Origin of the sequence: Cupriavidus gilardii (assembly GCF_013347325.1) — a bacterium.
GTDB lineage: Bacteria > Pseudomonadota > Gammaproteobacteria > Burkholderiales > Burkholderiaceae > Cupriavidus > Cupriavidus gilardii.
This window is the reverse complement of sequence record NZ_CP054624.1, coordinates 547806-573229: the sequence shown is the minus strand read 5'-3', so window position 1 is coordinate 573229 and position 25424 is coordinate 547806. Positions and strand designations below refer to the sequence as shown.

36 protein-coding genes and 4 pseudogenes are annotated in these 25424 nt (G+C 63.4%); 5 read left to right on the top strand and 35 right to left on the bottom strand.

Going from position 1 to position 25424, the window contains the following annotated elements; translation table 11 throughout:
* The first annotated feature begins 15 nt into the window (after window positions 1-15).
* The 3 genes from FOB47_RS02805 (at window position 16) to FOB47_RS02795 (ending at window position 2071) form a co-directional block, all read left to right on the top strand.
* On the top strand, window positions 16-309 hold the full coding sequence (locus tag FOB47_RS02805; protein WP_053824277.1) for a hypothetical protein: 294 nt from the start codon (window positions 16-18) through the stop codon (window positions 307-309).
* 65 nt (window positions 310-374) lie between these two features.
* On the top strand, window positions 375-1013 hold the full coding sequence (locus FOB47_RS02800) for a hypothetical protein (protein WP_174779883.1): 639 nt from the start codon (window positions 375-377) through the stop codon (window positions 1011-1013).
* 68 nt (window positions 1014-1081) lie between these two features.
* The gene (locus tag FOB47_RS02795; RefSeq protein WP_174779882.1) at window positions 1082-2071 is read left to right on the top strand and encodes a class I SAM-dependent methyltransferase; all 990 of its coding nucleotides are present in this window, start codon (window positions 1082-1084) and stop codon (window positions 2069-2071) included.
* Here the strand turns inward: FOB47_RS02795 and FOB47_RS02790 are convergent.
* The 7 genes and pseudogenes from FOB47_RS02790 to FOB47_RS02770 all read right to left on the bottom strand — a co-directional run bounded on the left by FOB47_RS02790 (window position 2068) and on the right by FOB47_RS02770 (window position 6330).
* Entirely contained in the window at window positions 2068-2265 is a 198-nt protein-coding gene (locus tag FOB47_RS02790; RefSeq protein WP_174779881.1) for a hypothetical protein, read from the bottom strand. The genes FOB47_RS02795 and FOB47_RS02790 overlap by 4 nt on opposite strands.
* Before the next feature lie 2 nt (window positions 2266-2267).
* Window positions 2268-3278 (bottom strand): hypothetical protein, encoded by a 1011-nt coding sequence (locus FOB47_RS02785; protein ID WP_174779880.1) that lies wholly within the window; start codon window positions 3276-3278, stop codon window positions 2268-2270.
* A gap of 9 nt (window positions 3279-3287) precedes the next feature.
* Window positions 3288-3527: pseudogene (locus FOB47_RS26075) on the bottom strand (baseplate wedge 1 family protein); the annotation flags it as partial.
* A gap of 168 nt (window positions 3528-3695) precedes the next feature.
* Window positions 3696-4385 (bottom strand): annotated as a pseudogene (locus FOB47_RS26355) (phage head spike fiber domain-containing protein); the annotation flags it as partial.
* Window positions 4380-4793 (bottom strand): annotated as a pseudogene (locus tag FOB47_RS26070) (baseplate wedge 1 family protein); the annotation flags it as partial. The pseudogenes FOB47_RS26070 and FOB47_RS26355, both read right to left, overlap by 6 nt.
* A gap of 2 nt (window positions 4794-4795) precedes the next feature.
* Window positions 4796-5977 (bottom strand): baseplate J/gp47 family protein, encoded by a 1182-nt coding sequence (locus FOB47_RS02775; RefSeq protein WP_174779878.1) that lies wholly within the window; start codon window positions 5975-5977, stop codon window positions 4796-4798.
* A complete protein-coding gene (locus tag FOB47_RS02770; RefSeq protein WP_174780835.1) occupies window positions 5977-6330 on the bottom strand; it encodes a contractile injection system sheath initiator in 354 nt (117 codons plus the stop codon). Before FOB47_RS02770 ends, FOB47_RS02775 begins: the two co-directional genes overlap by 1 nt.
* A 25-nt stretch (window positions 6331-6355) precedes the next feature.
* Here FOB47_RS02770 and FOB47_RS26350 point away from each other — a divergent pair, with 25 nt between their 5' ends.
* Window positions 6356-6820, top strand: coding sequence for an AP2 domain-containing protein (locus tag FOB47_RS26350; RefSeq protein ID WP_174779877.1), 465 nt, complete (start codon window positions 6356-6358; stop codon window positions 6818-6820).
* Here FOB47_RS26350 and FOB47_RS02760 read toward each other — a convergent pair.
* Window positions 6817-7563, bottom strand: coding sequence for a Gp138 family membrane-puncturing spike protein (locus FOB47_RS02760; RefSeq protein WP_174779876.1), 747 nt, complete (start codon window positions 7561-7563; stop codon window positions 6817-6819). The genes FOB47_RS26350 and FOB47_RS02760 overlap by 4 nt on opposite strands.
* A 9-nt stretch (window positions 7564-7572) precedes the next feature.
* Between FOB47_RS02760 and FOB47_RS02755 the strand changes: the two genes are divergently transcribed.
* Window positions 7573-8118: a hypothetical protein gene (locus FOB47_RS02755; RefSeq protein ID WP_151023616.1), complete on the top strand. Its 546-nt coding sequence runs from the start codon at window positions 7573-7575 to the stop codon at window positions 8116-8118.
* On the opposite strand, the gene FOB47_RS02750 is transcribed toward FOB47_RS02755, so the two are convergent.
* From FOB47_RS02750 to FOB47_RS02625, 27 genes and pseudogenes are all read right to left on the bottom strand, one after another.
* On the bottom strand, window positions 8115-9083 hold the full coding sequence (locus FOB47_RS02750) for a phage protein (protein ID WP_174779875.1): 969 nt from the start codon (window positions 9081-9083) through the stop codon (window positions 8115-8117). The genes FOB47_RS02755 and FOB47_RS02750 overlap by 4 nt on opposite strands.
* The gene (locus tag FOB47_RS02745) at window positions 9080-9397 is read right to left on the bottom strand and encodes a phage baseplate plug family protein (protein ID WP_174779874.1); all 318 of its coding nucleotides are present in this window, start codon (window positions 9395-9397) and stop codon (window positions 9080-9082) included. Before FOB47_RS02745 ends, FOB47_RS02750 begins: the two co-directional genes overlap by 4 nt.
* Complete coding sequence (locus FOB47_RS02740; RefSeq protein ID WP_053821600.1) at window positions 9397-9972, bottom strand: phage baseplate protein; 576 nt, start codon at window positions 9970-9972, stop codon at window positions 9397-9399. Before FOB47_RS02740 ends, FOB47_RS02745 begins: the two co-directional genes overlap by 1 nt.
* Window positions 9972-11807 (bottom strand): mannosyl-glycoprotein endo-beta-N-acetylglucosamidase, encoded by a 1836-nt coding sequence (locus tag FOB47_RS02735; protein ID WP_174779873.1) that lies wholly within the window; start codon window positions 11805-11807, stop codon window positions 9972-9974. Before FOB47_RS02735 ends, FOB47_RS02740 begins: the two co-directional genes overlap by 1 nt.
* A complete protein-coding gene (locus FOB47_RS02730) occupies window positions 11797-11940 on the bottom strand; it encodes a DUF6889 family protein (protein ID WP_420839243.1) in 144 nt (47 codons plus the stop codon). The genes FOB47_RS02735 and FOB47_RS02730 overlap by 11 nt, the downstream gene beginning before the upstream one ends.
* A 38-nt stretch (window positions 11941-11978) precedes the next feature.
* Window positions 11979-12419 carry a phage tail assembly chaperone gene (locus FOB47_RS02725; RefSeq protein WP_174779872.1) on the bottom strand — a complete coding sequence of 147 codons (441 nt, stop codon included), beginning with the start codon at window positions 12417-12419 and terminating at the stop codon, window positions 11979-11981.
* A 2-nt stretch (window positions 12420-12421) separates the two neighbouring features.
* Window positions 12422-12865 carry a tail tube family protein gene (locus tag FOB47_RS02720; RefSeq protein WP_174779871.1) on the bottom strand — a complete coding sequence of 148 codons (444 nt, stop codon included), beginning with the start codon at window positions 12863-12865 and terminating at the stop codon, window positions 12422-12424.
* Between the two features lie 11 nt (window positions 12866-12876).
* Window positions 12877-13413 carry an HNH endonuclease gene (locus FOB47_RS02715; protein ID WP_174779870.1) on the bottom strand — a complete coding sequence of 179 codons (537 nt, stop codon included), beginning with the start codon at window positions 13411-13413 and terminating at the stop codon, window positions 12877-12879.
* 2 nt (window positions 13414-13415) lie between these two features.
* A complete protein-coding gene (locus tag FOB47_RS02710) occupies window positions 13416-14891 on the bottom strand; it encodes a DUF3383 domain-containing protein (RefSeq protein WP_174779869.1) in 1476 nt (491 codons plus the stop codon).
* A gap of 9 nt (window positions 14892-14900) precedes the next feature.
* A complete protein-coding gene (locus tag FOB47_RS02705; RefSeq protein WP_174779868.1) occupies window positions 14901-15494 on the bottom strand; it encodes a phage neck terminator protein in 594 nt (197 codons plus the stop codon).
* 3 nt (window positions 15495-15497) lie between these two features.
* Window positions 15498-15869, bottom strand: coding sequence for a hypothetical protein (locus FOB47_RS02700; RefSeq protein ID WP_174779867.1), 372 nt, complete (start codon window positions 15867-15869; stop codon window positions 15498-15500).
* A 2-nt stretch (window positions 15870-15871) separates the two neighbouring features.
* Window positions 15872-16351 carry a phage virion morphogenesis protein gene (locus tag FOB47_RS02695; protein WP_151023561.1) on the bottom strand — a complete coding sequence of 160 codons (480 nt, stop codon included), beginning with the start codon at window positions 16349-16351 and terminating at the stop codon, window positions 15872-15874.
* A 4-nt stretch (window positions 16352-16355) separates the two neighbouring features.
* Window positions 16356-17009, bottom strand: a complete 654-nt coding sequence (locus FOB47_RS02690) for an LEM-3-like GIY-YIG domain-containing protein (protein ID WP_174779866.1) — start codon at window positions 17007-17009, stop codon at window positions 16356-16358.
* Complete coding sequence (locus FOB47_RS02685) at window positions 17006-17392, bottom strand: DUF4054 domain-containing protein (RefSeq protein WP_174779865.1); 387 nt, start codon at window positions 17390-17392, stop codon at window positions 17006-17008. The genes FOB47_RS02690 and FOB47_RS02685 overlap by 4 nt, the downstream gene beginning before the upstream one ends.
* Window positions 17393-17400: 8 nt before the next feature.
* On the bottom strand, window positions 17401-17775 hold the full coding sequence (locus FOB47_RS02680) for an STY1053 family phage-associated protein (protein ID WP_053824296.1): 375 nt from the start codon (window positions 17773-17775) through the stop codon (window positions 17401-17403).
* A 9-nt stretch (window positions 17776-17784) separates the two neighbouring features.
* Window positions 17785-18819 carry a DUF2184 domain-containing protein gene (locus tag FOB47_RS02675; protein ID WP_053824297.1) on the bottom strand — a complete coding sequence of 345 codons (1035 nt, stop codon included), beginning with the start codon at window positions 18817-18819 and terminating at the stop codon, window positions 17785-17787.
* A gap of 13 nt (window positions 18820-18832) precedes the next feature.
* On the bottom strand, window positions 18833-19327 hold the full coding sequence (locus tag FOB47_RS02670; RefSeq protein ID WP_151023563.1) for a structural cement protein Gp24: 495 nt from the start codon (window positions 19325-19327) through the stop codon (window positions 18833-18835).
* 10 nt (window positions 19328-19337) lie between these two features.
* On the bottom strand, window positions 19338-20654 hold the full coding sequence (locus tag FOB47_RS02665) for a DUF2213 domain-containing protein (RefSeq protein WP_174779864.1): 1317 nt from the start codon (window positions 20652-20654) through the stop codon (window positions 19338-19340).
* Window positions 20651-20830 (bottom strand): hypothetical protein, encoded by a 180-nt coding sequence (locus tag FOB47_RS02660; protein ID WP_174779863.1) that lies wholly within the window; start codon window positions 20828-20830, stop codon window positions 20651-20653. Before FOB47_RS02660 ends, FOB47_RS02665 begins: the two co-directional genes overlap by 4 nt.
* A 1-nt stretch (window position 20831) precedes the next feature.
* Window positions 20832-21473 carry a phage head morphogenesis protein gene (locus tag FOB47_RS02655; RefSeq protein WP_244959262.1) on the bottom strand — a complete coding sequence of 214 codons (642 nt, stop codon included), beginning with the start codon at window positions 21471-21473 and terminating at the stop codon, window positions 20832-20834.
* Window positions 21415-22503: a DUF1073 domain-containing protein gene (locus FOB47_RS02650; RefSeq protein ID WP_244959261.1), complete on the bottom strand. Its 1089-nt coding sequence runs from the start codon at window positions 22501-22503 to the stop codon at window positions 21415-21417. The genes FOB47_RS02655 and FOB47_RS02650 overlap by 59 nt, the downstream gene beginning before the upstream one ends.
* Before the next feature lie 55 nt (window positions 22504-22558).
* Window positions 22559-22726 (bottom strand): annotated as a pseudogene (locus FOB47_RS26400) (phage terminase large subunit); the annotation flags it as partial.
* On the bottom strand, window positions 22677-23117 hold the full coding sequence (locus FOB47_RS02645; protein ID WP_174779861.1) for a terminase small subunit-like protein: 441 nt from the start codon (window positions 23115-23117) through the stop codon (window positions 22677-22679). The gene FOB47_RS02645 and the pseudogene FOB47_RS26400, both read right to left, overlap by 50 nt.
* A gap of 332 nt (window positions 23118-23449) precedes the next feature.
* Window positions 23450-23878 carry a hypothetical protein gene (locus tag FOB47_RS02640; RefSeq protein ID WP_053824302.1) on the bottom strand — a complete coding sequence of 143 codons (429 nt, stop codon included), beginning with the start codon at window positions 23876-23878 and terminating at the stop codon, window positions 23450-23452.
* 51 nt (window positions 23879-23929) lie between these two features.
* A complete protein-coding gene (locus tag FOB47_RS02635; protein WP_174779860.1) occupies window positions 23930-24361 on the bottom strand; it encodes a hypothetical protein in 432 nt (143 codons plus the stop codon).
* Window positions 24351-24629, bottom strand: coding sequence for a hypothetical protein (locus FOB47_RS02630; protein ID WP_174779859.1), 279 nt, complete (start codon window positions 24627-24629; stop codon window positions 24351-24353). Before FOB47_RS02630 ends, FOB47_RS02635 begins: the two co-directional genes overlap by 11 nt.
* 139 nt (window positions 24630-24768) lie before the next feature.
* A complete protein-coding gene (locus FOB47_RS02625) occupies window positions 24769-25380 on the bottom strand; it encodes a helix-turn-helix domain-containing protein (protein ID WP_174779858.1) in 612 nt (203 codons plus the stop codon).
* Window positions 25381-25424 lie beyond the last annotated feature (44 nt).

Genomic DNA, 25424 nt, shown 5'->3' with positions numbered 1-25424 from the left:
CTCTTGGATCCATCAATGCCCTACACACCTCCGTCACCGGCGGATCTCGAAGCCCTCAAGGACGAGCTCGGCTTCAGCAGCGGCAAGATGGCCGATCTGTTCGGCCTTGCCAACGGTCGACAATGGCGCCGGTACCTGTCGGAAGACCCCAACAATCGGCGCGACATGGGCATGCACATGCTTTTCTTCGCCATGGCTCGCCTCGAGCTCGCGCCGGAGGACGTCGATCGCGTGCTCGATCGGATGCGCTCAGCCGGCGCTACCATCGATCTGCCGCCGCTCTCGGACTTGGATCAGCCGTCTTCCTGATCGCAGGAACCGCAACCGCGCAATCCGGCGTCCTCGACCGATTCCACATCGAGCCTGGAATCGGCGTGACGTCCTTCACCCCCCTGGGCGAAGGCATGTACTTCCAAAGCGGGATGCGGCACAACCTGAATCTGCGCTTCCCGGCCGCGCGCCTCACTGGCTCGTTCGACGCGATCCCGCATCAGCCGCGCTCGTGGCTTCCCGGCGTTTCGGCGAACCTCAGCTACATGCACTTCGGCCGCGCCGCTATGTGGTCCGATGCTGCGCCGGACGAAGCCGACTACCCCGACGGCATCGGCGGCTACAACCCGCACACCAAGCAGTGCAACGGCGAGTGCGGACCCATCCGGCACTTCAATTCGTCGGGCTCCCTTCATGCCGTTGCCCTGACGCTGGAGCCCTATTACACCTACAACGGCTGGCGCTTCGGCATCGAGGCCGGCCCGGCGCTGTACCGCGGCACCTGGAAAGCCCACATGACCGTGGTGTCCGACACCAGCCCATGGGGCCCTAAGGGATCGGTCGAAACCCTGAGCCACAGCCCGAAGTGGGAATGGACTTGGGTCGCCGGCGCGTCGGTGGCCTATCGCAACGTCACGCTGCGATACACCTACATCCACACTCCGCCGCGCGACATGACTAACAAGAACATCCCGCTCGGCTACAAGGGCGCCCACATGGTGACACTGGGGTACAGGTTCTGACGCCTGATAGAATCCTCCGGCGAATGGGGCGCACCGTCGCCCCAACAACAAGAACGGAGCTGGAACGAATGGCGACCTTCCTAGATCAGCAGGCCACCTCGCTTGCTCGCGGCATTGTCAGCACGCTGCGCAGGGCATTCGCCAAGGCGCGGAACACTGCTGAGAATGCATGGGACCATCTCGCAGACGATGTGGACATCCGTCGTTTTACTGCGGGCAACGCCGCCTCGCTCGCCTCGATGCATGCCTACTACAACAGGCTCGTGACAGGCGACCCGAATCTGCATTTCCTCCAGTATTTCAAGGACAGATACGTCACGGGACGCGCCGATGTTCGGATGGCGAGCTTCGGCTCGGGGAGCGGGCACCTTGAGCGGAGCTTAATCTCCAATTTCGGGTATGAGTGCGCCGCCATTGATGGCTACGAGCTCAATCCCAAACTGGTCGGAGTGTCGAACACCAAGGCGGCAGAGATAGGCGCCGCCCACCTGCGCTACCAGGTCGCGGATCTCAACGCTCTTCAGATTCCTGCGGCGTCCTATGACGTCGCGATCTTCTTCCACTCGCTTCATCACGTCGAAAACCTAGAACACTGCCTCGATGCCGTCCGTGCCAGTTTGAAGCCCGGTGGCGTTTTGCTGATCGTCGACTACGTAGGCCCAAACAGGCTGCAGTATTCCGACGACCAGCTGCGGTACGCCACAACGCTTTTGCATCTACTGCCGGCGCGATATCGGCTTTCGAAGGATGGCACCACGACAAAGAACGCCGCGTCGCGCCAGTCTGTAACTCAGGTCATCGCAGAGGACCCCTCCGAAGCTGTCCGCTCACAGGACATCCTCCCCGCGCTCGATCAGCGCTTTGAGCGCGTCGAATTCCATTCGCTCGGCGGCTCGGTGCTGAACCATGTCTTCAAAGGCATAGCGACCAACTTCGACGAGGCCAGAGCCGAAGATCTGGCCCTTATCCACCTCCTGCAAGACATGGAAGAATGGCTCGAGCGCAATGGCGAGGTAGGACCAGACTTCGTATTTGCTGTCTACCGCCCGATCGGCTAGTCCGTTTCCTGCGCCGGCTCGGGAATGCCGAATAGGGGCATCCCGGCCGCGGAGAGCTTGGCATAGTACTCATGCCACCGCGGGTCGTTGGCCTCGACTCGCCCCAGATGGTCATAGACTTCCGGGTCCTGGCTGCATGCGAAGAAGGAGACGATCTCCGACTCCGTCTCGTCGGCGAATTGGACGTGGATCATAGTCAGAAGGTGTAGCTTGAGATGTAGATTGTGGCCGTCATGGTCCCTGCCGAGACAGTGGCGACGTAATAGATCTTCTGTGGCTCAACGAGGGGCACGTAGGAGTATGTTCCGATCTGCGCCGCGCCGGCCTTAATGGCAGTCTGGGTAATGTGCTTGAGCCCGATATTCCCCGCCGTGGCGCCTGCTAAGAAGATGTCACCAGTCGTGTCAACGGTCGACGAGATGCTGCCGTCCCCAGATAGCGTCTTCGCATTCGGCGGCACGTAAGCCGCAACCGACAAAGCAGTAAGCGACGCCTGCTGGGTCGAAGTGATCAGCATCGAGTTGTAGGTAGTGAAGATCTCACGGTCGCGCTGATATCCGATGCTGAACTGACGGCTTGCGTTAGTTGGCCAGACGCTCACAAGGGCCGACGCGGTGTACCCGCTCGGCATACCCGTGCCGCTATACACCTCGGGTTGCGCCGCGCTCGTCGCATCCTTCCCAAGCAGCGCGGTTGCGCCAGTGCTCGGGTTGTAGATCGCGTAGATTGCGACGAACCCACTGGCAGGTGCCTGCCCGCTGTTCATGCCCCCCGCGCCGGTCGTCGTCAGATTGATGGCCCTGCTGAAGTTCGCCAGCCGATACGAAAGGCCGCCGAGAGTGGATTCCACGACGATCTCGTCGGCGGTGAAGGTCGCCGTTGCCGAGGCCGCAGTAATGCTTATGCGCCCATTGCGCATGGTCCCGGCAACGCCGGGCGACTGAGAGCCAACCGCAGCCTTCAGATTCGCCAGAATCGAGGCCGTCGTGCCGTCGTCGATGACGTCCTGTCCAGTGATATCGGAGATGAACTGCGCGATGACGGCCGCCATGATGCTCGACTGACGCCACGCCTTGTTCAGCTGCGCGGACTGCGCGACGCCGGACTGAAAGCCCGAGAGGCGTTGCGTCAGCGCGGCCCACTCGGCCTGCGACACGACATTGGCGCCGCTGCCAGTAGCGAATGGGAGGAAGTCGTTCGTTGCCATTGATGGTCCTTACAGAAGTCGTCCCCAGGCTCCGACATCGAAGCCTGCGGCATACGGGTTGTTCACATCGAATCCAAACAGCGGCGAGCCCTCGACCGTCGTGACGACGGTGAAGTTCATGCGCACCCCCTCCGGCTTGAGCGGGATGTATCCGCCCTCCAGGAGCGCCAAGAACACGGCCGACGGCATCTTCCCGGCGATGCCGATGGTCATCGTCATGTCCTGGTTGTCTTGGATGAAGACGTAGGTGCCGGACGGGTAGGTGTAGCCGTCGCCCGTCCACGTCAGCGTGGCGCCAGAAACAGGCGTCTGGCCGAGTTCGACGATGCCGGTGGGGCTGAGGGTGTAGTCGGTGAGGGTGACGGCTGTTGTGGTGGTTGGGATCTGGCTCGTCGGCGTTAGACCGCTTTCGAACTGCGTTTCCCAGATGTACAGCCCTGATACTCCATCCCCCGTGTAGGATTGCCCGAACGGCGACGTAATGGGCCAGACGTTAGAAAGGCGCACATCCACATATGAACCGCTCGGCGCGCTGCTGGAAGTGAACGAGATGGACAATCGATACCAGTCGTCAGCCAACGGCGTGAGCGTAACGCTTGATGCTAACGTGACTGAGCCCGGCTGCACCTCGCCCGTTATGAGGTTCAAATGGTAGTGAGCGCTGCCTCCACCATCTGCGATTACCAGAGTGCACGCAGACCGCTCTCCACGCTTTAACATCCACGACATGGTATAGGGCGTCGCGGGCGAAAACGTGATGGAACGTCGGAGAGGATGGGTCGACGTTGCCGTGTTCTCAACCAGTTTGGTGGCAGTCATCGACCCGTCCGGAGCCAGGGCGACTGATTGCTCCGCAGTAACGCGGACCTTAGCCCAAGACCCAACGGCGAAGTTTGACGAGCTGGCGATCAGATTCGTCCGCGGCGTCGGATACAGCTTCTGATTCCCCTGCCAGTCGTTGCGCAACAGCGTGGCACTGTCCACCTTGTAGACCGGCTGGCCTTGGTACAGGATCTGGTACTGAAAGCGGCTGCCGTCGCCTACTCCGAACGGCTCCGCATCGGCATGGACCAACGTCGGCTCAAGTTCTCCAGCCGGCGAGAAGATGCTGTTCAGGATGGCGACGGAGCCCTCCATCGTCCCGTCCCAGTGGTTGGCGCCGATCTTCGCGCGGATCACCAGACGGTATGTGTCGTCGTCCAGGGTAGTCAGGCCAGTGTCCGGGTCGAAGGGGCCCTTCCAGATGCCCTGATCGAACCCTAGCCCGCTGATGTCCAGCGAGAAGTAGACGTCGGACAGTGGCGTGCGGATCGTTCGCGAGATACCGACCCATCGCCCTACGTCGTCCAACTGCACTCCGACGGCCTGGTCCAAGTCGAACTTCGTGGGCATACTGCCCAGCACGTTCATCAGGTCCACCATCGGCTGCGCCAGCGCCGACACGACCGCCATGAACTTCGGCCGCTGGTTGTGCTCCGAGGTAATCAGCGCGGTGTATTCGCTCAGGTCTGCCATTGTCAGGACACGTTGACGGTGATGCTCGCCGGCGTGCAAGACGCCGCCTCATTGAACAGAAGCGCCACATCGGGGTTACCAGCGCCCCGCGGGCCGCTCAGCGTCAGACCCGTCAGCTTGAACGTCACGCCTCCGCCGACGCTGTTTGCTGCGGTAATGGCATCCGCCCATTCCACGCTGCCCGACAAGCCGCCACCGATGGCCACGCCGTTGATGTAGTCTGCGATCGCCTGCTTGATGCTGTCGCCGGTGTTGCTGGTATAGCCAGCCAGCGCCTTCAGGTTGACAGCCACAGTGACCGGTGCGTCCGTCGGCCGGAAGAACCGGATCGTGATGGGGCGCCCGTAGACGTCGGTCGTGACAACCGCGGTTGTCCCATAGGTGCCCGAGCCCGGGGTCTTTTTCACGGCGATGGCATTGGCGATCGCATCCGCATCGCCGCCGTCGACGACCAGCGAGATCGAGTGCGACGGAATGCCGTTGCTGTCGGTCACGCTCGTGTCATTCTCGTAGGCAACGAGTCGCGCCACGCCCGTGATGTTCGACACGGCGCCGATGATCCCGTCCAGAACGGTACGCGATGGCAGTGCGGTGGAAACCGTCTGCCGCTGCCGCAGCGCAGCATCGGTTTCGACCGGCGCACCTTCAGCAGCCGCCGCTGGATTCGTCACCGTCTGCCAGCCACGCGTCGGCGTGCCGATCTGGTTGATCGTGCCGGCCGCTGCGGAAATCGCTCCAATGGTCTGGCACGTGGCCGTGACGGTGATCTGTCCCGCGGGCGGGATGACGACCGACGCGGGAAGCGCCCACTGGTTGCCGTTCGCGTCCTTAGCGATGCCGTTGGTGATCGTAGTGCCAGCCTGCCCGACGATGACCAGGTCAGCAGTGGAGAACGACGCGACCTTGCGGGCAATGCCGTTGATCTTGACGTTGCTGGACAGCGCGTCGTCCTGGGCAGTGGCCGGGCTGAAAGACCGGTAGATGGCGATGGCGACCGAGTTGGCGTCGCTGATCGCCTTGGCAAAGACGCCCAGCAGTTGACCATCCTGGCTGTCAGCCTCCAGATACACGTCCGGCCCGTAGATAGCGCGGTACTGGTCCTTGAGGTATTCCAGCACTTCGGCATAGGTCGGTGCCGTGATGCCGCTGGCGTCGATCGTCGGTGCGGTCGTGGTGATGGCCATTAGAGCGTCGCCTGCACTGTGGTGGTGCCGTAGATCGTGTTGATGGTCGCCGTCACGCTAAGGTGCCGGCGCTCGGTGTCGAGGTTGCTGGAGTAGTTGACCAGCTCGGTCACGCCCTGCGTCCCTAGGATGCGCTGGCGGATCGCGGCGTCATAGGTGGCGCCGGTGTACTTGCCCAGCACCTCCGTTGCCCACGGCGTCCCTTCAGTCGTGTCGAGGAACCATTCGCCCCGAAGCAGCCGCAGGCGCGTCATTACGGCCTGGGCGACTGCGTCCGGCGTGTCCTTGTAGAAGTCGGCGGCTTGATTTCCAAACGAATAGTCGCCATCCTCTGTAAGCTTTCGATAACGCATAACTGATGCCTCGGAGTGCTCATCCATGAAGACAATCGAAACCAGTAGGGGCCAAAAAATATTCGTAGATGACCATGACTACGAGGAACTCAGCCAATACACGTGGCACGTTGGAAGCCATGGTTATGCAGCTCGATCCGTGCATGGCCCCAAGCGCGCCACTGTCCTTATGCACCGGCAAATCATGGGACTCTCAGCAGGATACCGCACACAAGTCGACCACATCGACGGAAACACACTGAATAACTGCCGATCCAACCTGCGACTATGCACTCAGAAAGAAAACAAGCAAAACATTCGGCTAAAGTCGAATAGCAGGTCGCGGATCAAGGGCGTTTATTACGATGCCGCACGAGACCGTTGGCAGGCATACATTTGCGTCGATAAGAAGAAGATCCATCTAGGTCGACACAAGACCCCTGAGGACGCTCACATGGCCTACGCCGCAGCCGCGCGCGCATACTTCGGTGACTTCGCGAATCTCGGCTAGTTGACCGTGCCGGAGTTGCCGCCGCCAGGCTGCACGCCGCTGTGCGTATGGGTGTCGTCGATGCGCTTGCCGTTGGAGAACATCTGGCCAACGAAGTTGATTACCCCGTTGAGGGTCGCGGCGGCGCCCGACACGGCGCTTCCTACCATGCCGCCGACGAAGGTCAGCAGCCCGGTGATCGTCACCGCAGCCGAGAACGTCGACAGGGGGGCGACCACGTCGAATCCGCCCGGGGCGACGATCCGCACCTTCTGCAGGGTCGGGTTCATTTCGATGTAGGTCGATCCATCCTCGGACCTGAGTTGCGTCGCTGCACCGCTGACCGCAGGCAGCGCGCGCGGCTTCGACCGAAATCCCAGCAGCGCGAACCCGTCCGACAGGTCGTGCATCCGCAGCTCCGCCTGCTCCTGAACGCCGCCGGACTGCCACCATGCGTCGATACAACGGCTGGCGAACACGACCAGGCATTCGTCTCCCGGCTTGACAGGGAATGTCAACGTACAATTGCCGCCAGACGGAAACTGCACCGGGCAGTCCACCAGCAGGGGCATCGTGACGCTGACGATCGATCCGTCGATTTGCCGCACCGGCACCTTGATGGACGGCTGGACCTCGCAGGTCATTGCTGCGGCATCGAACGACTGGATGATGCCCGGCAGCGCGGTCCAGATGCCCGCGCGCAGTCCGTCGAACGCCTCCCGAAGCGCTACCTCGGGATCGTCAACCCGCTCTCGTCTATCCATGGGATTGCTATGAAAGTGCTCGTCGCAGCGTTGCTGTTTGCGGTTTCTTGTCAGGCAACCGCTTTCGACCCCGACGAACTGACCCGGAAGAACCGGGAGTTGGCCGCCAGGGAGGCGCAGAAGCCAGCATGGAAGATCAAGGAAGAGGCAGAGACTGCGTCAATCAAGATGAAGTCTTTCAACCCGGCGACCGTAGGACGGCGCGCCTTCTTATTCGCGCGCCCGATTGAAGACGTGACACCGCGCGCGTCGATGATCGCCATCCTCTATCGCGACACCCCGTGCCAACTTCCAATCTCGGGCGCTAAGGACATGTTCGCAGCCGAATCCCTCTACGGTCGCGCCCTCGTCCCTGCTTGCTGGGGACGACTGATTACCCCATCCGGCGACGATGCACTGATCGTCTCCAAGTACGGCGACACAAGGAAGGAAACGCTGCTGAACTATGCCGAGGTTGAGATCCGGCCGGATGGATCAGGAAAGTTCCTGAAACCGGCGTTCTCGCGCGAACAGTTCATGCAAAACGTGGACGACTTCCACAAAGCGCTCCGCTAGCCGAAACGCTTGATGACGTTGTCCGGCGGCACGGCTGCTTGCGTCCTGAAGCTGTCGGGCAACACTGTGACGTCGGCTGCCAGGCAGATGACATCGGTGTAGTACTCGTTACCGCGCGTATCGCCATGGTGCTCGGCGATCATGACGTAGTAGTACCCATCGTCCTGCAGCTTTGCCTGTTCCTCGATGCGCTCATTCTGAGCCTGCTGACCCACGTTCAGGCTGTACTCATACCGCTGGACGCTGGCATTGTCTATCTGGATCAGGCGCCCGATCTTGACGCTCGGATTAAGAAGCATCTTGATCGTGATGCCGTTCTGCGTCTGCTCGGGTAGCCCGACCATCCCGGTTTCCGACGTGATGACCGGGATTTCTCCCGGCATGTACGACGTCTCGGGAACCATGACGACCTTGCCGTCTTGGATGCTCCAGACGGTCTGGCATGTCCTGGCCGTCCAGCGCATGAACTCCCGAGCCATGCCGAACATCACCTTGCCGCGAGGGAGTGGATTCTTTGGCAGCTCCGGCAGATAGCCCTGCGACACCCCGTATGGGTTCATGGCCGTGCAAGCAGCCGCCACATGGTCGGCTGCCGTCGAGCCCGCGGCCAACGTGGTGTTGACCACCGCGAAGTTGTAGGCCGAATCCCCATCCGCTGCGGTGATGTCCAGATACGTGTCCGTCTGGCTCTCGCGGCCGCGTCGCACCTGCTTGACCGTTCCGTCGAAGATGATCCCGTAGTTTCCGGGGTAGCCAGCCTGGAGCACCACCCGCGTGAACTCGCGCTCGATGCGCTGCGCCGTCTGCTTCGAGACGTTGTAGACCCGGATCCTCGCCGAGTTCGGCGTCTGCAAGTCACCGCGGCGGACATCGAACCGGAACCGCAGTTCAGACAGGTCGATCGCATCACCGCTGTCCTGCCCGATGATGAGCGAGACCTTCCGGCCGAATTGCCGCGTGCTCATGCGTCTGTCACCCAGAATACGTGAGAACCGATACCAAGATCGCCATACGTCGGTACATCGTCCGGGTCGTCGGCGCCTTGCACCCACAGCCGGCCAGCGAAGCCAAGATGGCGATACTGCCCAAGCAGGTCGATGCCGGTCACCAGAGGGATGCCTCTGACCAAAGGCGCATTGTTGGCGTCCGCGATGTCGAGCACCCACCCCGCACCACCGGCTTTCCGATACTGGACCGTCAGGCGGTAGTCCACGCCGCTGAGCGTGATCGTGAAGCGTTGCGGCTCGGGCGACAGTGGAATCTCGAAGAAGTTGGGCATCACATGCTCGTCGGAGGAACGGATCCGCCAGGCGCTGGCGTTGCCGGCGTCGCAGCCTTGACGCCTGCGTTCTGCGTCTCAGCGGTAGCCGCCGGATCGGCTTGGTTCTCCCGCGGCGGTAGCGTCGTGGCTTGCGTGTTGACGATCCGAAGCTGCTTCAGCGTCGCGGTCACCGACATCGCGGCACCCGTCTTCTGGTCCCTGAGCACCGCCAGGGACTTGAACAGCATGTTTTCGTACAGGCGCAGCGACGTCACCACCTGGAACGGCTCGCGCAGCTCCTGCAGCGCCAGCAACTGCGAGTACACCGTACTGATGTAGTCCGCAGTCGGCAGGCTGCCGCCCTCGAAGATCGCCTGCAGCGTGTCCGTCAGCGCCTTGATCTCCGAATTGCTCCACCCGCACTTGATGACGACTTCCGGCTGGCGCTTGAAGGCGTGATCGGAGATTTCCGCCCCCTTCTCCACCGGGTGCTCGGTGATCTGCAGGTCGTCTTGGTAGGCTTCCTCGATCGTGACGGGCACCCGGATGTCGCCGATCATCTTTGGCGACAGGAAGGAGATGATGTCCAGCATTACGAGACTGCTCCTTGCAGATTGCGCACCAGGTCGCCGTTAAGCCGGCCCTGCTCGCGCGAGACTTCCCGGCCTGCCGCAGCAGCATCGTTGACGCCGTACACGTTGATCTCGGTTCGCTGCTCGAGCTGCACGCTGTTGCCGCCTGGCGCGCGCTGCGCGTACACCGTCGGGGTCGCCGTCATGGCTGCCCGGGTGTTGCGCAGCGCCTGCTCCAGCTGCTCGACCGAGATGGACGCGCGGTTGTTGCCGACGCCATCGTAGAAGCTCTTGCCCGTCGCCGGGTCGGCCACGCTGGCCCATTCCCGGGCAGCGGCCTGCATGGCGGCGACGATGTTATCGCTGGCGCCGGTCAGGTAGTCCTTGATGGCCGACCGCTTGGAGCCAACCAGGTACTCGCTGAAAATCCGGTCCTGCAGACCGCGATCGAACTTCTCCGAGCCCGTCAGCCCCAGCTTCTTGACTGCATCCGCCAGGGTAGTCTTGATGATCTGGTACCGGCCGGCGGCGTTGAACTGCCCTTCCTGCTGGGCGCGCATGACCTCAGCAACGGTCATGCCCTCCAGATTCTCGGTGCCAGCCTTGTAGCCGCCCTTGGCGCCGCGGTTGACGCTGTTGTAGTCACCCTCGCCACTGGCAATTAGCCTGCCGAACGGCGTGTCGGCGAGGCTGCCTTGCCCCTGTGCCGAGGCCCGGCGTCTGGCTAACTCGGCTTCCTCGCCATCGTTCAGGCGGCCGCTATGGAACAGCAGCGCGGCAGCGCCGCCGGCTTTCGCCAGCCACGGCAGGAAGCGCGACAGGATGCCTGCAGCACCGCCGGCTGCAGCACCGCCCGCACCGGCACCAGCGGCGCCCGCCGCGGCGGCAGCAGCGTTCGCAGCGCCAAGCGCGCGAACAGCCGCGACCATCTTCCAGATGCCGGAGATGATCTGGAATCCGCCCAGCACCTTAAACGCGCCGATCAGCAGCAGGATCTTGGTCGACCAGCCGTCCGTCGCGGCGTCTAGCTCGATGAATCGATCGAGGATCCAGCCCAGCGGCGGGCCCATGGCAGCGGCGGCAGACATCACCGCCTCAGCGATCTTGGCCACCCGATCGGCGATAGCCGGGGAGTTCTCGTCGAACCACCGCTTGAACCGCTCGAGCTGCGGACCGACCTTGTGCAGCAGCGCGCCCTGCACGCGTACGCCGAAGTTCTCGAACGTCGTCCCGAGATCGCGCAGCGCGATCATGAAGGCGTGCGAGTCCTCCGCAGCCTTGTCCAGACCGTTGGTCTTGGACATCTGGCGGTACTGCTGCATGAACTTGCCGAAGTCGCCATTGCGCATGGCGAGCAGCAGGTTCTCGTCGATCCCGAGGATCTGGCCATACTGGCTGGCAAGCCACGTCGGCTTCTGCGCCAGTTCCTTGCCGATGTCGGCCAGGATGTCGACCGTGTCCCGCAACTGGCCATTGGCATCCCGCGTCTGGACCCCGATGGTGGCGAGATAGCCCTCGCCGGCCGGGTTGTTCCGCAGGAACTTGGCAAGGTTCTCGACGGTGCCGAACGCAGCTTCGGACGACACGCCGAGGTTGCGGGCGGCGTACTCAAACGCCTTCAGGCTGGTAGCTGCGGCACCGGTGCGCTGGGAAACGAAGTACAGGCGCTCGAGCTTAGAGGCGAAGGCCGAGACGCCGGCACCCACCGACAGCGCCGCGCCCTGGATCGTGCTGACCAGGCGAATGACGCCTTTGGTGGCCTGCTCGACCCCGGCGTTGAAGTTCTTGAGCCCTTTCTGGTCGACCTTGAAACCCAGCGCGACCAAGAACTCGCGGATGACGGCGCTATCTGCCATTGCTCTGCTCCAGCCTGCGAAGGGCCGCTATGTTCTCGCTGCGAACGGCGATCGCATCGTTCATGAGGGCGATGTCCTCAAGACCGAGCGTGCCGTCCAGCAGGGATTCGTACTTGCACCAGCCCTCGGCCACCGGCGTCAAGAGCCAGTCTTCGCCGCCCGGGAGCGTTCTCAGCCAGCTTGTGTCGCCTTCGGCCCGCTCTGCTGGCTGATAGGCAGGCCTTGAATAAAAGGCCCGAGGTTGGCCGTGATGACCTGCACCACCAAGGGAAGAATGGTCGCCAAGTCCATATCGTCGAACATGAGGCCGCCGTTCCAGACCCGGGACCAGCCGGTCGGCTGCTTGCGCTGTACGACCGACAGACACGCGCCGATGACATACTCGGCGTCCTCGTCCTTGAGGGCCGCCAGACCATCGGCCAGCGGCTGCAGCGCCACGGCCATCCCTTCCAAATCCTCGGTCGGTGCCTTCCCGCTTTCGCGGAAGCGAACGAACACCGGGATCAGGGCCGGAATGATCGGGGCGATGCGGCGCGATACGTGGAACTGCTGCATCGCGCTCATGCGGCCGAGGGAGTATTCGTGGCCGTTGAGTTCGATCTGCGTCGCCATGGTCAGTACGTCCCGAGCATTTCTTCGATGCGGCCGGCGTCGAACACCCACTCGACGATGCCACCTTCCATGGCGTAGTTCAGGTCCGGCACCTTCTTGAAAGCGCACTGGATGCCAGTGGTGACATCGCCGGACACGGACTGGGTGACCGTGATGACGTTCTTGCCCCACAGGCGGCTGTCGATCTTCTGGGCGTTGTACAGCGCCATGAGCGTGCGGTTGATCGGCGCCGTCTTAAGGTAGCGCAGCGTGATCTGGCCGGAGTTGTCGGCGCGAAGACTGTGCATGACGCTGCCATCCGACCCGACGGTCATGGTGTTCTTGTCGTTCGCCGTGGCGATCGTGATGCCTTCCTCGGCCGTGGCCTCGCCATAGCCAAGCTGGAAGGACCCACCGGGGCCCACCAGCGACGCCTGTACGTCGATGAACGAATACGTTCCGGACATGATTTCTCCTTCTATCCTGCGTTGGCGAATTCGCCGTGAAGCCTCTTTGCGGCGGCAACGTAGGCGGCATGCGCAAGCTCAGGGGTATCGAACATCCCGAGGTAGTGCTGCTTTCCGCCGTGCTGAATACGGGCAACCCAACGACTGGTGTTGGGGTGAGACGAGACGCCCTTCAGGCCGATCCTGTTTCCCTTATTCCTGCGACGATTTCGGCCGTTTTCCGCCTTCGTGCAGGCTCGAAGATTGGAGATGCGGTTGTCCAGCGGGTCGCCATTGATGTGATCCACAACATCGGCCCATTGACCGGTAGTTATCGCCATCGCGATGCGGTGCGCCCCGATGAACCCGTACTGACCTAGGTTCACCAGCCTATAGCCCGTGCTCTTAAGCACATGGCCTGCCGCCCGTCCCGCGTACATCGTGTTGAATACGCGGTGGCCGCGATCACTGTTGAAGTGCGACCGCGGCCGCACCTTCCAGACCAGTTCGCCAGTTTCCGGGTCGTAGGCCAGCGCCTCCCGAAGGAACTCTATCGGTGCGGTGTTCATGGCTACCTGTTCACATTCACCAGGATGTCCACGGTGTGGATCGCTCCGGCTTCCTTGGCGGCGACCTGGAACGACACCGACTTGCGAGCCTCCCGGTCAGCCTGGGACTGCAGCGCGATCGGCGGTGCGTAGACGTAGTAGCCCTTGGGCAGCATGTCGCCTTGGCGCAGTGCACCGAAGCCGCCCGAGTTCCAGACGCCCGGGGCCAGATAGCCGTTGTTCACCGCGGCATCGCAGGCAGCCTCGATGACCGCGGCGATCAGCGCGTTGCCGGCGTCGGTCTGCGGGATCTTGGTCTGGCTCTGGTACAGCAGGTTGAACACGTCGGTCTGGATGCGGTTCTGGAACCAGATCGAGTTGTAGACCGAGTCGATGAAAATGCCGCTCGGCGTCACGCCGTACTGGATGATGGCCGTGTCGTTGCTGTACTCCACGAACACGTTGCCGTTCTTCGCCTGGAGCGCGTCGGCCTGGCTGCTGGTCAGGCTCTCCGGCACGATGCCGGGCTCCTGCTTATACATCAGCGTGATCGTGGTGTTGTTCGCGTTGAAGTCGGTCGTCAGCAGGCGCCCGAACAGCGACGCGGCGGCATACGGGCTCGAGCTCGAGTACTGCGCGAAGGAGTACTTCAGGCCGAGCGCCTTGAACGTCGACAGCAGGTCGGTGGTGTTCGTCGGGTACAGCGCCAGCGGCTCTTGCGTCGTCGCGCCGTAGAGGTGGCGCTGATCTGCCTCGACCAGGCTGGCCACGGCCACATGCTGGGCGTTCGTCAGGCTCGTGTCGGCGAACATCAGGCCCAGGAACTTGTTCGAGAACAGGTCCAGGAACAGCGCGACGGCCGCATCCGGCGTCTCGGGAGCGATGCCGTCGACGGGGACCGAGGCAACGCCGCTCGTCAGGCCCAGCATGGCCGAGATGTCGGTACCGGTGCCCGTCGGCGTGGCATAGCTGACCTTCGAGGTCGTACCCGTGGTCGGAGACGTGATCACGAACTGCGTACCGTTCCAGGCGCAGGTCGCGCCCGCCAGCGCCGTGGTGATGATCGTGGCGACGCCGTTCAGGTTGGTCACACCCGAGAAGTTCAGCGCGGACAGCGTCTTGACCGTGGCGTCGATCGTGATCTTGAACGAGCCGTTGGTCACTGCCTTCCAGGCGGCGATGTCCTTCTGGGCGGCCGACAGCGCGCCACCGCGGATCGAACCGGACGTCGCGGTCTTTGCCCAGCGACCAATATAGAGCTGCGATGGCTGCGGAGTCTGCTGGAAGTACAGCAGTGCGGCTTTGTACTCGGGCGCCGAGGTGCCGAAGTCCGAGGCCACAGCGTCGATCGTGCCGTACGAGCGCATCCGCTCGCCGGTGTCGATCACGGCCGAAGCGCCAAGGATCAGCGCCGAGTTCAGGTTCGCACCCTGCGCCGCCAGCGGCGACATGTTGATGGTGACGTCGATCAGCCGCGACACCGGCAATCCGTTGGGCATGGTCGTCCTCTACTGGTGGATATCGATGGTTCCGTCCATCGGCGGCACCGAGTCAGTCTCGGTCTTCACCTGGGCGGACAGGAGGTTGAGGACCGGGTAGGTCCGGGTAATCTTGCGGCGCAGCGCCACGGTGACGTCGTATCGCCGCACCCATTGCTGGTTGACCAGATCGGGCGCGGCGCGGATGGTCCCTGCCGACACGAACTTCATGTCGTTCAGGCCAAGCTGCTCGCTGTTCTGCGGGATGGCCAGGCCATCGACCAGCATCTGGGCGTAGCCCTTCGCTGCCGGCCCGTAGAACGTGCACAGCAACTCGATGTCCTGATGCCGCTGGTAGACGTCGCTGCCGTCGCCTGTCGGGTCATGCTGAATCGCCGGCCCGGCATCGTTGGTCTGCACCGTGACGCCGATCGCGCACCAGTTCACCGACGGCTCGGGCTGCTTCGGCACCGTCGGCTGCCAGCGCGGCCGGACCATATTGCCGGGCAACCCCGTCACGCCAGCGACCAGGTCGTGCAGCAGGTCGTCCAGTGCATCGTCTTCGAGCGGCGGCGACGCGACGGCCGGCGAGAGATACCCGCCAGTCGAGCTGTCGTTTGCCATGCGTTACCCCGCGAGAGGCTTGATGTCACAGGTCGCGCAGACGAATCCGCGCCCGAAGTGGCTGTAGTCGTTGACCTTCGCCACGGTGTAGGTTCGGCCGCGCCAGACAATTTCGTCGGCATCGGCGCCATCTTCACCGTCGCGCAGGCGCAGCGTCGTGTGCACGAGAATCGAGCCGACGATCCGGCTTCCCTCGGCGAGGCGTTGCAGGATGTCGCCCTGATCGCTGGTGACCACGGCGGAAAACGGGATGGCCGTGACCGCATTGACTGCGCGGCCACGCTCGTCCACCGTCTGCGTCATCCGGTTGCACACGAGCCCGGTGTCCATGAAGTCCGGGTCGAGGATCACGTCGACGACGTCGAGAAGCGCCATGGCTATTTCTTCCGTCTGATCACATAGGTGATCGAGTTGCGCAGCTGGCCGGTGTCAATCAGCGGCACCGTGCCCGTGCGACCTCGGCTCCGTCGCGCGGCCAGAGTCGATTCCTTCAGTTCAGGCTTGATACCGCTGTTGATCTTGGCTCGCACGCTGTTCTGGGCTACCAGCCCAGCCGAACCCATCCGACGCTCGGCGCCGCTCAGGTCGCCGTCAAGCGCCGCCTCCACGCTCTTCTGCAGGTGGGGCGTTACTTTCGCCGTAGCGTCTTCCACGCCGGGCACGAGGAACGGCCGTGGCGGGATGTTGTTGGCTGGAGAGCCGGTTTCTTGGATGTAGCCGATGGCCGCGTTGCTGAGAGGCGCATCGTCGTCGCGCTCGGGTGCGCTGTCGGGAATCCCGACCAGAACTTGCTTCTGGACGAGTCCATTGATCGACTGCAGGACTTCCTTCAGCCGATCAACCTTGATGGTGCCCATGTGGTTACCCCTTCTTGGCCGCCCTCAAAGCCATTTGCTTCGCCCGCTCTTCGGCTGACCACTTGCGTCCAGCGCGACGCTTGTTTGACTCGATTAGCGCCAAGCGCGTGCCTTCGGGGCACGGCCTGCCTTTGAGCGCCGCACTTATGGCGGCTCGATTCTCGGCAGAGAGGCTCCTTCCTCGGAGCGATGCTGCGTGGGCCGCGACATGCTCCGCACTCTTTTTCCTGCCCTTCAGTGCCGCCGAGATGGCCGCCTTCGTGGCCTCGGAGCGCTTCCTGCCCGTGTGCAAGGCAATCAGCCGTTCGCGTTCACTGACACTTCGTGGGCCGCTTACACCTTCACCGCCCGGCGTCTTGTTGACAAGCGGGCCGTTCGGATACCTGCCAATCCAAGCAATCCACGCCATTTCCTCCGCGAAGGCCTCTGCCTCAGTCAAGGCAGTCTCGATCTTGATGCCGACCACCCGACCGCCGTCGGCCTTGATCTTTCTGATGATGTTGGCCTTGTGGCTATTTCCGCGTTCGTCATGCATATGGGCGTACATGCGGCGCCCACGGCCTTTTCCGACATAAAACGGTACGCTGGATCCGGGGCGCAAGAGCATGTAGACATAGAAGTCGCGACGCTCTTCACTGTTCGGCGAATCAAGAATCAAAGCTGAATCCCTCCGGCGCCAAACATGCGAGCCAGCGTGAGATAGCGAATTCCGTACGACGATAAGGCCCAGAACCCCGCACCATCCAAGGTCGCGGCGCCGGTGTCATAGACGGCGCTGACCTTGTCGACGGACTTTGAAGAGAGCGGGCCGGTCATCTGGCCCGGGATGCCTCCGACCGCGGCAGCCTGCTCATCGCGGGCCGCCAGGACGAGGTGGTGAGCGGTGCAAAGCTCGATGCCCTGATTCGTCAGGTCGCCCCAGCGGCACGGATCGACCAGCGACACGGACACCGTCAGCCAAAATTGGACGACGGCATCCGGGTACTTGGTCGTATCCGAGAACTCGGGAAAGTCCTGTCTGAACTGGGCAACGTCAACCACGGCTCACCTTACTTGGAGGTCTTGGCGGCCGGCTTGGCCTCGGCTTCCGCCTTGGCTTTCGCTTCCGCTTCCTGCTTCGCGTCGAGCGCTTGCTCGCGCGCTGCTACGGCCTTCTCGCGCTCGACCAGTTCGGCTTCGCGCGCGGCCAACGTCGCCTCGGCTGCCTGCACTGCCTTGGCTTTCGCCTCCAGCTCGGCCAGCAACTCGTCGGCCGCAGCCTCGGTGTCGCCGCCGGCGCTCTCGCCGTCGAGGTGCGCCTTGACAAACCAGTGGTCGGCCACCGCCTGATCGACGGTGTGGTTGCCGACGCCGAAGTGCATCGGCTCGCCCTTCTCGGTCAGGAGCTTGAAGGGCTTGGCGACATGGATTTTAACCTTTGCCATGTCGTCCCCTCAGATGCCGTCGCGGTAGCCGACCGTCTCGGGATACACCACTTCCACGACGCCCAGGCGACCGAAGTAGGTCGTGAGCTGGCGGATGTCGCGGTACTCGAGCGGAGTGCGCTGCAGCGGCACCATCGGGAAGCGGACCTTGTCCTGCTCCTTGGTGTACGCCACCATGCGGTCCGCGTTGGCGGCGCCGCGCTGATACAGCCACTTCAGAGGCTGGATGTTCAGCGGCTGGCCGTTGATCGAGTTCGAGATGGTGTTCTGCTTCAGGTACTCGAGCACGCTGATGTTGCCCGCGTCGCTCACCTTCTTACTCACCAGGATACCGAACTTCGCCGGCGGCAGGCGCAGTTCGCGCGGGCAGATGGCATAGGCCGATTCCGCCCAGACGCTGGTCAGCAGCTCGTTCACGTCCTCCAGGATCTCGTCCGGAGTCGCCGTGGCCCAGTTGCCGACCTTGGCATTGGCCAGGTTGCCGACAGCGGCGTTGTTCACCAGGCCGGTGACACCCAGCACCGGATCGCCGATGTAGACCTGCTCGTCGACGTCCATGTTGTGCTTCAGGACCATGCCCTGATACTTCTGCTGGTCCACCGGACGGCCGAGTTTCTGGGCCGATTCCAGCTCAGGAATGGTCCAGCCGATCTGCATGCCCCACAGGGTCAGCGGGTTGGCGGTCTTGCCGATGTCCAGCGCGATGCCGGCGATGGCCGAGGCATCCTTGCCGATCCACGACTTGCCGTTCGGCGACGCGCCACCGGCGGCAGCGAACGTCGAATTGGTGAACGACGAGGTTTCGTCGGCGATCGAGACATCCTCGCGCAGGTCGATGTCGCGCGACCAGGTGACCGACGCCAGCGGCATGTGCAGCGTCTGGTCCAGCCGCTCGAGCTCGCCGATCAGGAACGCGCCGGTGCTGTCGATGGTGCGGCTGTCGAACGTCAGCATGCTGTCGCGCGTGCGCGCGCGGATGATCGACGGGGCCGACATGGCGATGCCGGCAGCGGTGGCCAGCAGCAGTTTGTTGTGCTTGCTCATTCTGGGTAGCCCCTTAGATGTTGAAGGCGATTTCGACGTTGCCGTTGGCATCGCCACCGTTCATGAAGATGGCGCCGGTCACCGCGATGGTGTTGGTGCCATCCGCCGCAGCCTCGATGCCCCCGATCGGCTTGCCAGCAGCGGCGGCAGCCACGCGGACGTACACCTGGCCGCCCAGCGCCGGGGTGCCAGCGTTGTTCTTGACGGTCATGTAGCCGCGGCGCAGGACATCGCAGACGCCCTTCGTCGGAGGGGTGGCAGTGCCAACCGGCTCCGAACCGGCGCCGCCGGTGGTCGGGTACGGACGCACCAGCAGGCCGTAGACGACAGCCGCGGCGTCACCGCTGGCGATCGGCACGAACTTGCCGGCGGCCAGCTTGCCGAACACGCCGTAGCCCGGGAACGGCAGGGCCGGATCGAAGATCTGCGGCTCGACGGTTGCCTGCGATTGGCGCGAGATGTCGCCCGGAATGCCCGAAGGCATGCGATACAGGATTGCGTTGCCCATGTGGGACTCCTTAGTTGGCGGACCGGTCGGCCCAGAATTTGCGGTTGGCGGCGTTGATGTCCGCGACGGTCGTGACCTTGCCGAAGTCGCGCGTTGGCGCGGCGCCGCGGCTGGCGCTGGCGTTGTTCTGCGCCTTCACCAGCTCGCTGGCACCCATGAAGGCGGCATGCACCAGAGCGGCGGGCAACCGTTCGAAGTCGGCCGTCTTGCCGCCCAGGAACGGGCTGATCGCCTTCTTCCCGGCCTCGGTCTGGTACGCCAGGTCGAGCGCCTTCCGCTGGCACTTGCACAGCGCCGCCGCGCGGTCCTTGGTGGCCATCTTGGCGTCGAGGGTCGGCAGCTTGATGCCGGGCGCCAGGATCTCGGCGCGCGACGGGATGCTGGCCGCGGCGTCGCCGGTGTACAGGTCGACATCGGACTCATCCAACTTGCCGGCCGTCTCGGCTTCGGTCAGGTCGCCGTTATCGCCGGTCTTGTCCTTCTTCTCCGGGTCTTCGTCCTCGTCGTCCGTTTCCTCGCGCTCGGAGTCGCGAGCTTCGATCTTGGACAGGCACTCGCCGATTGCCTTGACGGCCTTAAGCACCTCCTGTGCGAGCGCGTCGCCGGTCTTGGCTTCGCGCTCCTTGGCTTCGCGGGCCTCGCGCTCTCCCTCGGATTCCTCGTCGAGGGCCGTCTGGCCCTCTTCGATTGCTTCCTCGATGGCCGCTTCGTCCTTGGCCTTCATCGCCGTCATGAGGCGGTCCAGCCAGGTTCGCTTGCCCTTCGGCTTGCTGTCTTTGGTCTTCATGTCTTCGGGTTCCTTATCGCCGATCGCGCAGCGCGGGCCGCACCGGCCGCGCTCGACGAGGGCTACGTGGTTGACAACGATGTTCCGCTGTACCCCGCGGCCGGGTGATACCTGCTCGTAGTCGGCCTCGTAGCCGAGACTGACTTCTTCGATGCCGTCGGACTGAATTGCGTCGATGGCCGCCTGATCGGTAATCAGCAGGTCGGCGATCAGCAGGTCGTCCTCGATCCCGGTGCCGCGACGCAGGTTCAGCATCGAGCCCTTCCCTAGCGCGGCGAAGTTGGCCGGGGTGACGAAGTCGTCGGGATGGTCCAGCGTCACCGGCTTGCCGATGCAGCTCGCCAGCGTCTCGGGACGGAACACCTCATCCGGCGTCCGGCTGATGCGGATGAGGCCGTCGGGGCCCGGCTCTACCGGCACCTCGCCGGGGCCGTACAGCATTTCGCCGGTGCGCGCCACAGGCACTTCCTCACAGAGGAGGAAGCCTTCGGGCGTGAGCGAGCGCTTCGGGCCCAGCTTCTGGGTGGTGTAGAACCTCATTTCGCCACCTCGATTCGGGTGCGTATGCCGTGCCGGACCACTCCAGCGACCTTGTCGTAGTCGGGCTCTTGGGCCGTCAGCCACGCGACCAGGGTCGCAGCCCGCAGATAGAGCGGCAACCACCAGGCGAACTTGACCCTCATCGTGGCGATCACCGTGACGTCTTCTTTCGCCATATCAATCCTCGGGAATCACTGGTTCGGGGTAGCACCGGCAGTTCGGAAACTGCCCGGCGTGCCCGGTCATCCCGTCCAGCGTCGGCGGGTCGTCCCAGCGCACGAACTGGCCGTTCATCTTTCGGTGCGAGTCGCGGACGTCCGAGTCGCCGGAGGTCTTCCAGATGTATCCCGGCGAGCCAACATGCAGAGCACGCGCCTCGGTCAGTGCCGAAGCGGTCCGGGCAACCTCGGTGCGGGCAATCAGGTCGGCGCGGCTCTTGGCCACCTCGCCCGATGCCTGGATGGCCTTCGATATCTCCGACGCCCGGGAGCTGCTCTCCAGCCCCTCGATCGTCAGCTTGTGGACGCGCTCTGCGGCCTCGATCGGGATGGACTTGATGAGCCCAACCTGTTCGGCCATGAGCGCGCGCATCGTCTCGCCGGTCGGCGCCGAGCGGATCTCCTGCTGCAGCGCCCGGGACAGTTCCTTGGCGTGGGTCATCCACGCCTGTTCGTCCCGTCGGTTGACGTCCGCCAGCATCTGAGCGGCGGTCGCTTCGGCCCACGGTGTCAGGGCCTCGGCATACCGCCGCAGTAGCTGCTCAATCGTCGGCGTGGCGCTTGGATCGCCAGGCGGAAAGCCATTGACGAGCGCGCCCACCTGCTGGGCGACTTGCCGTAGCCGCGTCCTGTACAGCCTTTCCGGCCCGCTGAGCCTCACCGGATTCTTCCGACGCTTCCTGTCGTTTGTTCGGGTCATCAGCATTGGGCAGTTCCAGTTCAGGCGCGGGCGGCGGCTCGTTCTCCGCTTCCTCGATCGCTTCGTCCGAGATGCTGGTGAACACGCCAGTGCTGTGGCTTGCTTGCCGCAGCTCCTTCATGGCGGTGGGCCGGTCGATCAGGTCGGCGTCGTAGGCGGCTACCACCGCTTCCGTCGTCGTCTTGGCGTTGTTCGCCTTCTCGGTGTCGGAGAGCTGCCACAGCGACGTGAAGCTGTAAGCGAAGCCTTCCGGCGGCTCGGTACCGATCTCGGACCGGATCAGCACATCAAACAGCCGCGTCAGGGGCGCACGCAGTCGGCGCTCCTGCTGCTGCTTGATGTTGTCGTAGTAGGTCCGCAGGTCAGACTCGCCGCTGGAGTTCAGACCCGCAGGCGATTGGCCGAACAGCCGCACCAGCGGGATGCCCAGCGCACCGGACAACTGCTGTCCGAACTGCATCAGGACGTTGTCCAGCCCCGAGAAGCTGTACTGGTGCGCCTCGAACTTGTCCGCGGCGTCGATCAGGGTCATGCCCTCGTTCGACTGGAACCGACGGATCATGTCGACGTTCTTCAGCAGCCCTTCCATCGCCGGACCGCCGGCCGCGATGATCTCGCGCAGCTTGTCGACGCTGAGCGTGCGCAGGTGGGCTTTGTAGACCAGCTGCGAAGCGCCCACGGTGGTGCTATCGAACGCCACCAGGCGGTCAATCAACCGCTCGATGACCGATTGGCCCCACAGGTTCTCAGCGATCTTCTGCCAGTACGGCAGCTCGACCCCATCGATCCGCAGCACGCGGCTGTAGTGGATCCGCTGCCGCGACAGGGCCATGCTGTCCGCCACCACGTCGTAGTAGCGCGGCATGCCCATGTCCGGGCCCATTTCCTTGACCAGGTCCGTCAGGGTCGGCTGCACCAGCCACCGATCCATGACGAACAGGCCCTTGAACTGCCCCGGACCGATGCTCTCGGGGTTCAGCGGCGTCGATCAGCGCATGGTGCCAGTTGACCCGGAACTTGATCCCCTGGCGGTGCTTGAAGAAGTAGCGGCTAAAGAACAGATGATCCCGCTCGCACTTCGCTCTGATGACCGCCAGCTCGAGGTCAGTATTCGCCCTCGATTCGGTCGACGATGTCTCGGACTTCGCGTTCATCGACCACCGTCGTCTTCTGTTCGATTGGACCGCCGTCCTTACCGACGTGCTCCTGGGTTACCCGGTCGCCGAAGTCCACGCGATTCATGCGGGCCATCACCCATTTGCGGGCATCGATGCGAAGGCGAGAGCGCGCGATCACATCGTGATCGGTCTTCTTTTCTCCGGTCTCCGGATCGATGTAGGTATCGTTGAGCCCGTCGTCGGCGATCTCGATGATTTCCTCGAGATGATGGAAGGTCCGCGCCACGCATGCAGCGCGGTACTGCGACTGCAGATCAGGGTCGGTGCCGATCCACCGGTTGATGAGCCGGCGATCCGGCATATCGGGATCGGAGCAGATCTTCCGAACGCTATCGCCGCCTGCGATTCGCTCGCAGACGACGGCCATGACGGCAACCCTATCCCACGATCCGTCGTCGGAGCGGAGGTTAGGCGTCTCGTTCGACATCGGCGCTGTGGAAAAGAAAAAGCCCAGCGGATGGCTGGGCGAACTCGCGGTGGGCGCGAGAGGAGACTGGTTGAGGGGCAGGCGCTGATCTCCTGCGACGCTCGGCGCGAGTATTCTCAGCGCTGCGTCAGCATTTCCCTCACGGCTGACACCTCGTACCCGGCCGGGTCAGTTCACCGCCGCGGTCCGCAGCGGATGAGGTGCCATGCGTGAGTAAACGCAAAAGCCCGCTCATTGGCGGGCCTCTCTTTCTTCCGGGCGAGCGCCGCCCACTAGGCGGCGGTCTCGGCAAGGGCCGGAATCAAGTTGTCCGGCGCAGTATAGGGCATCTTTTTCCGGTTTACAACACCCTCGTCGTCGATTCGCGCGAGGTGTTGCCGCAGCATGTGTTTGGCCCGGGCCATCTCCAGATCAAAGACGCTGTGGGGGCGCTGGCGGATGCCGAGCTTCCGGCAGACCAGCCACGGCGGCATGTTGGTGACATAGGACAGCTTCAGCAGGAGCTGCTGGTGGCGATCCAGCAGGCGCCAAGCCCTCGTGACTCGTTCAGCGTCCGCCTGATCGATCTCGACGATCTCCGGGACGTGCGGCCCGTTCGCGAGGATGTCCGCCAGCTTGGCCCACGGGGCACAGTACCCGGGCCGCGGCCCTCCCACTCGGTTCGCCTTCGCCCAATTCTCCAACCGCTTTTCCAGATCCATCGAGGCCCCCGTCGTCACTCTTGCTTCCGATTTCCCGGTCATTGACCGTCCCTACCCTGCTCTACCGCTCGTCACTGCCACTAACATCCCCAGCCCGGCCTCATCCCGCTCCGCCGCTGCTCGAGCCACGTCCTGCTGGGCGGCACCGGCCTGGCACATGGAATCGTGGAACGCCTGCCAGTCGGCGAAGGTGGGCGCAGCGGGCTTGACCTCCCGCGCGACCGCATCCCGCTCCCATTCGATCATCTGACGCAACCGCTTGTTGTCGGCCTCGACCATGCGGATGTGGTCCTGCAGCATGGCCACCTTCTGGACGTAGTGCTGCGGGTCGAATGCCACGAGCCGCATGATGTAGTCACGCAGAGGCCGGGGCAGTGCATTGACGTTCTTCGCCGACGGCACCCAGCCGGGCGTGATGCGCAGCGTGTCGGTGACGACGCGGTTGCGACGCGCGGCCGCTTTGCGGATGCGCTTAACCTTCATGGTCGGCCCCTTTGATCTCCGCGCGGATGGCTTCGGCGCATCGCCCCGCAGCGTAGGCAGCCGTTCCATTCGCGGGGGTATCCCACTGTTTAGAGTTCTGATCGCAAATCCCCGCCGCCCGCTCCATGCCAGCGGCGCGACCTCGGGCGAAGCCGTCGATGAAGCAGGCGCGCTCCGCAACGCTTGGCGGCGGGTGGCCCATCGCCTTGATCTCCGCCATCCACGCATCGCGGGCCTCGAACGCCTCGCGCACATGGTCATTGGTCATTGCTTCTTCTCCCGCGAGCAGCACCCATACATCCACGATACGGATGCCGCCACAATGAATGTCTCGATGGCGTTAAAGCCCAACTTATTGCCGACGATTACACAAACAACTGTGACGGCAAGGATGTCTAAAACAATCTTCATCCCTTCTCCCCCTTGCTGGCCTCAACTGCGACCATGAGCGCCGGCTGCGTGCCGTAGATACCCTTGTCGGCAAAGAACTTGGCTGTGAGCGATGCGAGTTCAGGCGTAGCAGGCTTGCGCCCCATTTCGACTGCGGATAGTTCGGCCGGTGTCTTGCCGAGACGCTCGGCCATGTTCATCAAAGTCGACCCAGCAACGATGCGCAGGGCACGTACAAGCATCCCGTATGGCGTCATGCGGTTGCGGAACAATGCCTCGATTCGATCCTCGGGGGACTGCTGCCCCGCATCGCCGGCTGGCTCCAGCGGCCCGGCCTTGAAGCCCTGGCGGTCCTTGATGCTGACTCGCGCTGGCGGCGCGGGCGCGGCGGCGAGCATGGCGGTCGCGGCCGCATTGGCAGCGTTCTGGATCCACTCCACCGGGCTCTTTCCGGTATGCGGAGGCCACTCGCATTGGTCGTTCCAGCATTCGGTGTGGTGGTACGCTTTGCCGGCACATGCGATCGCCGACAGGACCAAATCGATCTCGCGCACTCCCGTCGGATCGAAGCCGTAGTAGTAGGCGTCCATACGAAGGGGCGCCTCACCGTTCTTGATCTGTTCGCTCATAGTCATTTGCCACCCCAGGTTCGGTCTGCGTGATATGCCGACAT

Bases quoted from the DNA above. Each gene is read 5' to 3' on its own strand.
- FOB47_RS02760 (WP_174779876.1), bottom strand. From the start codon at position 7,563: ATGGATAGACGAGAGCGGGTTGACGATCCCGAGGTAGCGCTTCGGGAG.
- FOB47_RS02710 (WP_174779869.1), bottom strand. From the start codon at position 14,891: ATGCCCAACGGATTGCCGGTGTCGCGGCTGATCGACGTCACCATCAAC.
- FOB47_RS02715 (WP_174779870.1), bottom strand. From the start codon at position 13,413: ATGAACACCGCACCGATAGAGTTCCTTCGGGAGGCGCTGGCCTACGAC.
- FOB47_RS02725 (WP_174779872.1), bottom strand. From the start codon at position 12,419: ATGGCGACGCAGATCGAACTCAACGGCCACGAATACTCCCTCGGCCGC.
- FOB47_RS02720 (WP_174779871.1), bottom strand. From the start codon at position 12,865: ATGTCCGGAACGTATTCGTTCATCGACGTACAGGCGTCGCTGGTGGGC.
- FOB47_RS02785 (WP_174779880.1), bottom strand. From the start codon at position 3,278: ATGGCAACGAACGACTTCCTCCCATTCGCTACTGGCAGCGGCGCCAAT.
- FOB47_RS02695 (WP_151023561.1), bottom strand. From the start codon at position 16,351: ATGGGCACCATCAAGGTTGATCGGCTGAAGGAAGTCCTGCAGTCGATC.
- FOB47_RS02745 (WP_174779874.1), bottom strand. From the start codon at position 9,397: ATGCCCAACTTCTTCGAGATTCCACTGTCGCCCGAGCCGCAACGCTTC.
- FOB47_RS02740 (WP_053821600.1), bottom strand. From the start codon at position 9,972: ATGCTGGACATCATCTCCTTCCTGTCGCCAAAGATGATCGGCGACATC.
- FOB47_RS02650 (WP_244959261.1), bottom strand. From the start codon at position 22,503: ATGGATCGGTGGCTGGTGCAGCCGACCCTGACGGACCTGGTCAAGGAA.
- FOB47_RS02770 (WP_174780835.1), bottom strand. From the start codon at position 6,330: ATGCGTTATCGAAAGCTTACAGAGGATGGCGACTATTCGTTTGGAAAT.
- FOB47_RS02750 (WP_174779875.1), bottom strand. From the start codon at position 9,083: ATGAGCACGCGGCAATTCGGCCGGAAGGTCTCGCTCATCATCGGGCAG.
- FOB47_RS02660 (WP_174779863.1), bottom strand. From the start codon at position 20,830: ATGGCGAAAGAAGACGTCACGGTGATCGCCACGATGAGGGTCAAGTTC.
- FOB47_RS02630 (WP_174779859.1), bottom strand. From the start codon at position 24,629: ATGACCAATGACCATGTGCGCGAGGCGTTCGAGGCCCGCGATGCGTGG.
- FOB47_RS02625 (WP_174779858.1), bottom strand. From the start codon at position 25,380: ATGAGCGAACAGATCAAGAACGGTGAGGCGCCCCTTCGTATGGACGCC.
- FOB47_RS02775 (WP_174779878.1), bottom strand. From the start codon at position 5,977: ATGGCCATCACCACGACCGCACCGACGATCGACGCCAGCGGCATCACG.
- FOB47_RS02635 (WP_174779860.1), bottom strand. From the start codon at position 24,361: ATGAAGGTTAAGCGCATCCGCAAAGCGGCCGCGCGTCGCAACCGCGTC.
- FOB47_RS02670 (WP_151023563.1), bottom strand. From the start codon at position 19,327: ATGGGCAACGCAATCCTGTATCGCATGCCTTCGGGCATTCCGGGCGAC.
- FOB47_RS02675 (WP_053824297.1), bottom strand. From the start codon at position 18,819: ATGAGCAAGCACAACAAACTGCTGCTGGCCACCGCTGCCGGCATCGCC.
- FOB47_RS02640 (WP_053824302.1), bottom strand. From the start codon at position 23,878: ATGGATCTGGAAAAGCGGTTGGAGAATTGGGCGAAGGCGAACCGAGTG.
- FOB47_RS02755 (WP_151023616.1), top strand. From the start codon at position 7,573: ATGAAAGTGCTCGTCGCAGCGTTGCTGTTTGCGGTTTCTTGTCAGGCA.
- FOB47_RS02700 (WP_174779867.1), bottom strand. From the start codon at position 15,869: ATGGCGCTTCTCGACGTCGTCGACGTGATCCTCGACCCGGACTTCATG.
- FOB47_RS02705 (WP_174779868.1), bottom strand. From the start codon at position 15,494: ATGGCAAACGACAGCTCGACTGGCGGGTATCTCTCGCCGGCCGTCGCG.
- FOB47_RS02735 (WP_174779873.1), bottom strand. From the start codon at position 11,807: ATGGCAGATAGCGCCGTCATCCGCGAGTTCTTGGTCGCGCTGGGTTTC.
- FOB47_RS02790 (WP_174779881.1), bottom strand. From the start codon at position 2,265: ATGATCCACGTCCAATTCGCCGACGAGACGGAGTCGGAGATCGTCTCC.
- FOB47_RS26350 (WP_174779877.1), top strand. From the start codon at position 6,356: ATGAAGACAATCGAAACCAGTAGGGGCCAAAAAATATTCGTAGATGAC.
- FOB47_RS02680 (WP_053824296.1), bottom strand. From the start codon at position 17,775: ATGGCAAAGGTTAAAATCCATGTCGCCAAGCCCTTCAAGCTCCTGACC.
- FOB47_RS02805 (WP_053824277.1), top strand. From the start codon at position 16: ATGCCCTACACACCTCCGTCACCGGCGGATCTCGAAGCCCTCAAGGAC.
- FOB47_RS02665 (WP_174779864.1), bottom strand. From the start codon at position 20,654: ATGAGGTTCTACACCACCCAGAAGCTGGGCCCGAAGCGCTCGCTCACG.
- FOB47_RS02645 (WP_174779861.1), bottom strand. From the start codon at position 23,117: ATGGCCGTCGTCTGCGAGCGAATCGCAGGCGGCGATAGCGTTCGGAAG.
- FOB47_RS02795 (WP_174779882.1), top strand. From the start codon at position 1,082: ATGGCGACCTTCCTAGATCAGCAGGCCACCTCGCTTGCTCGCGGCATT.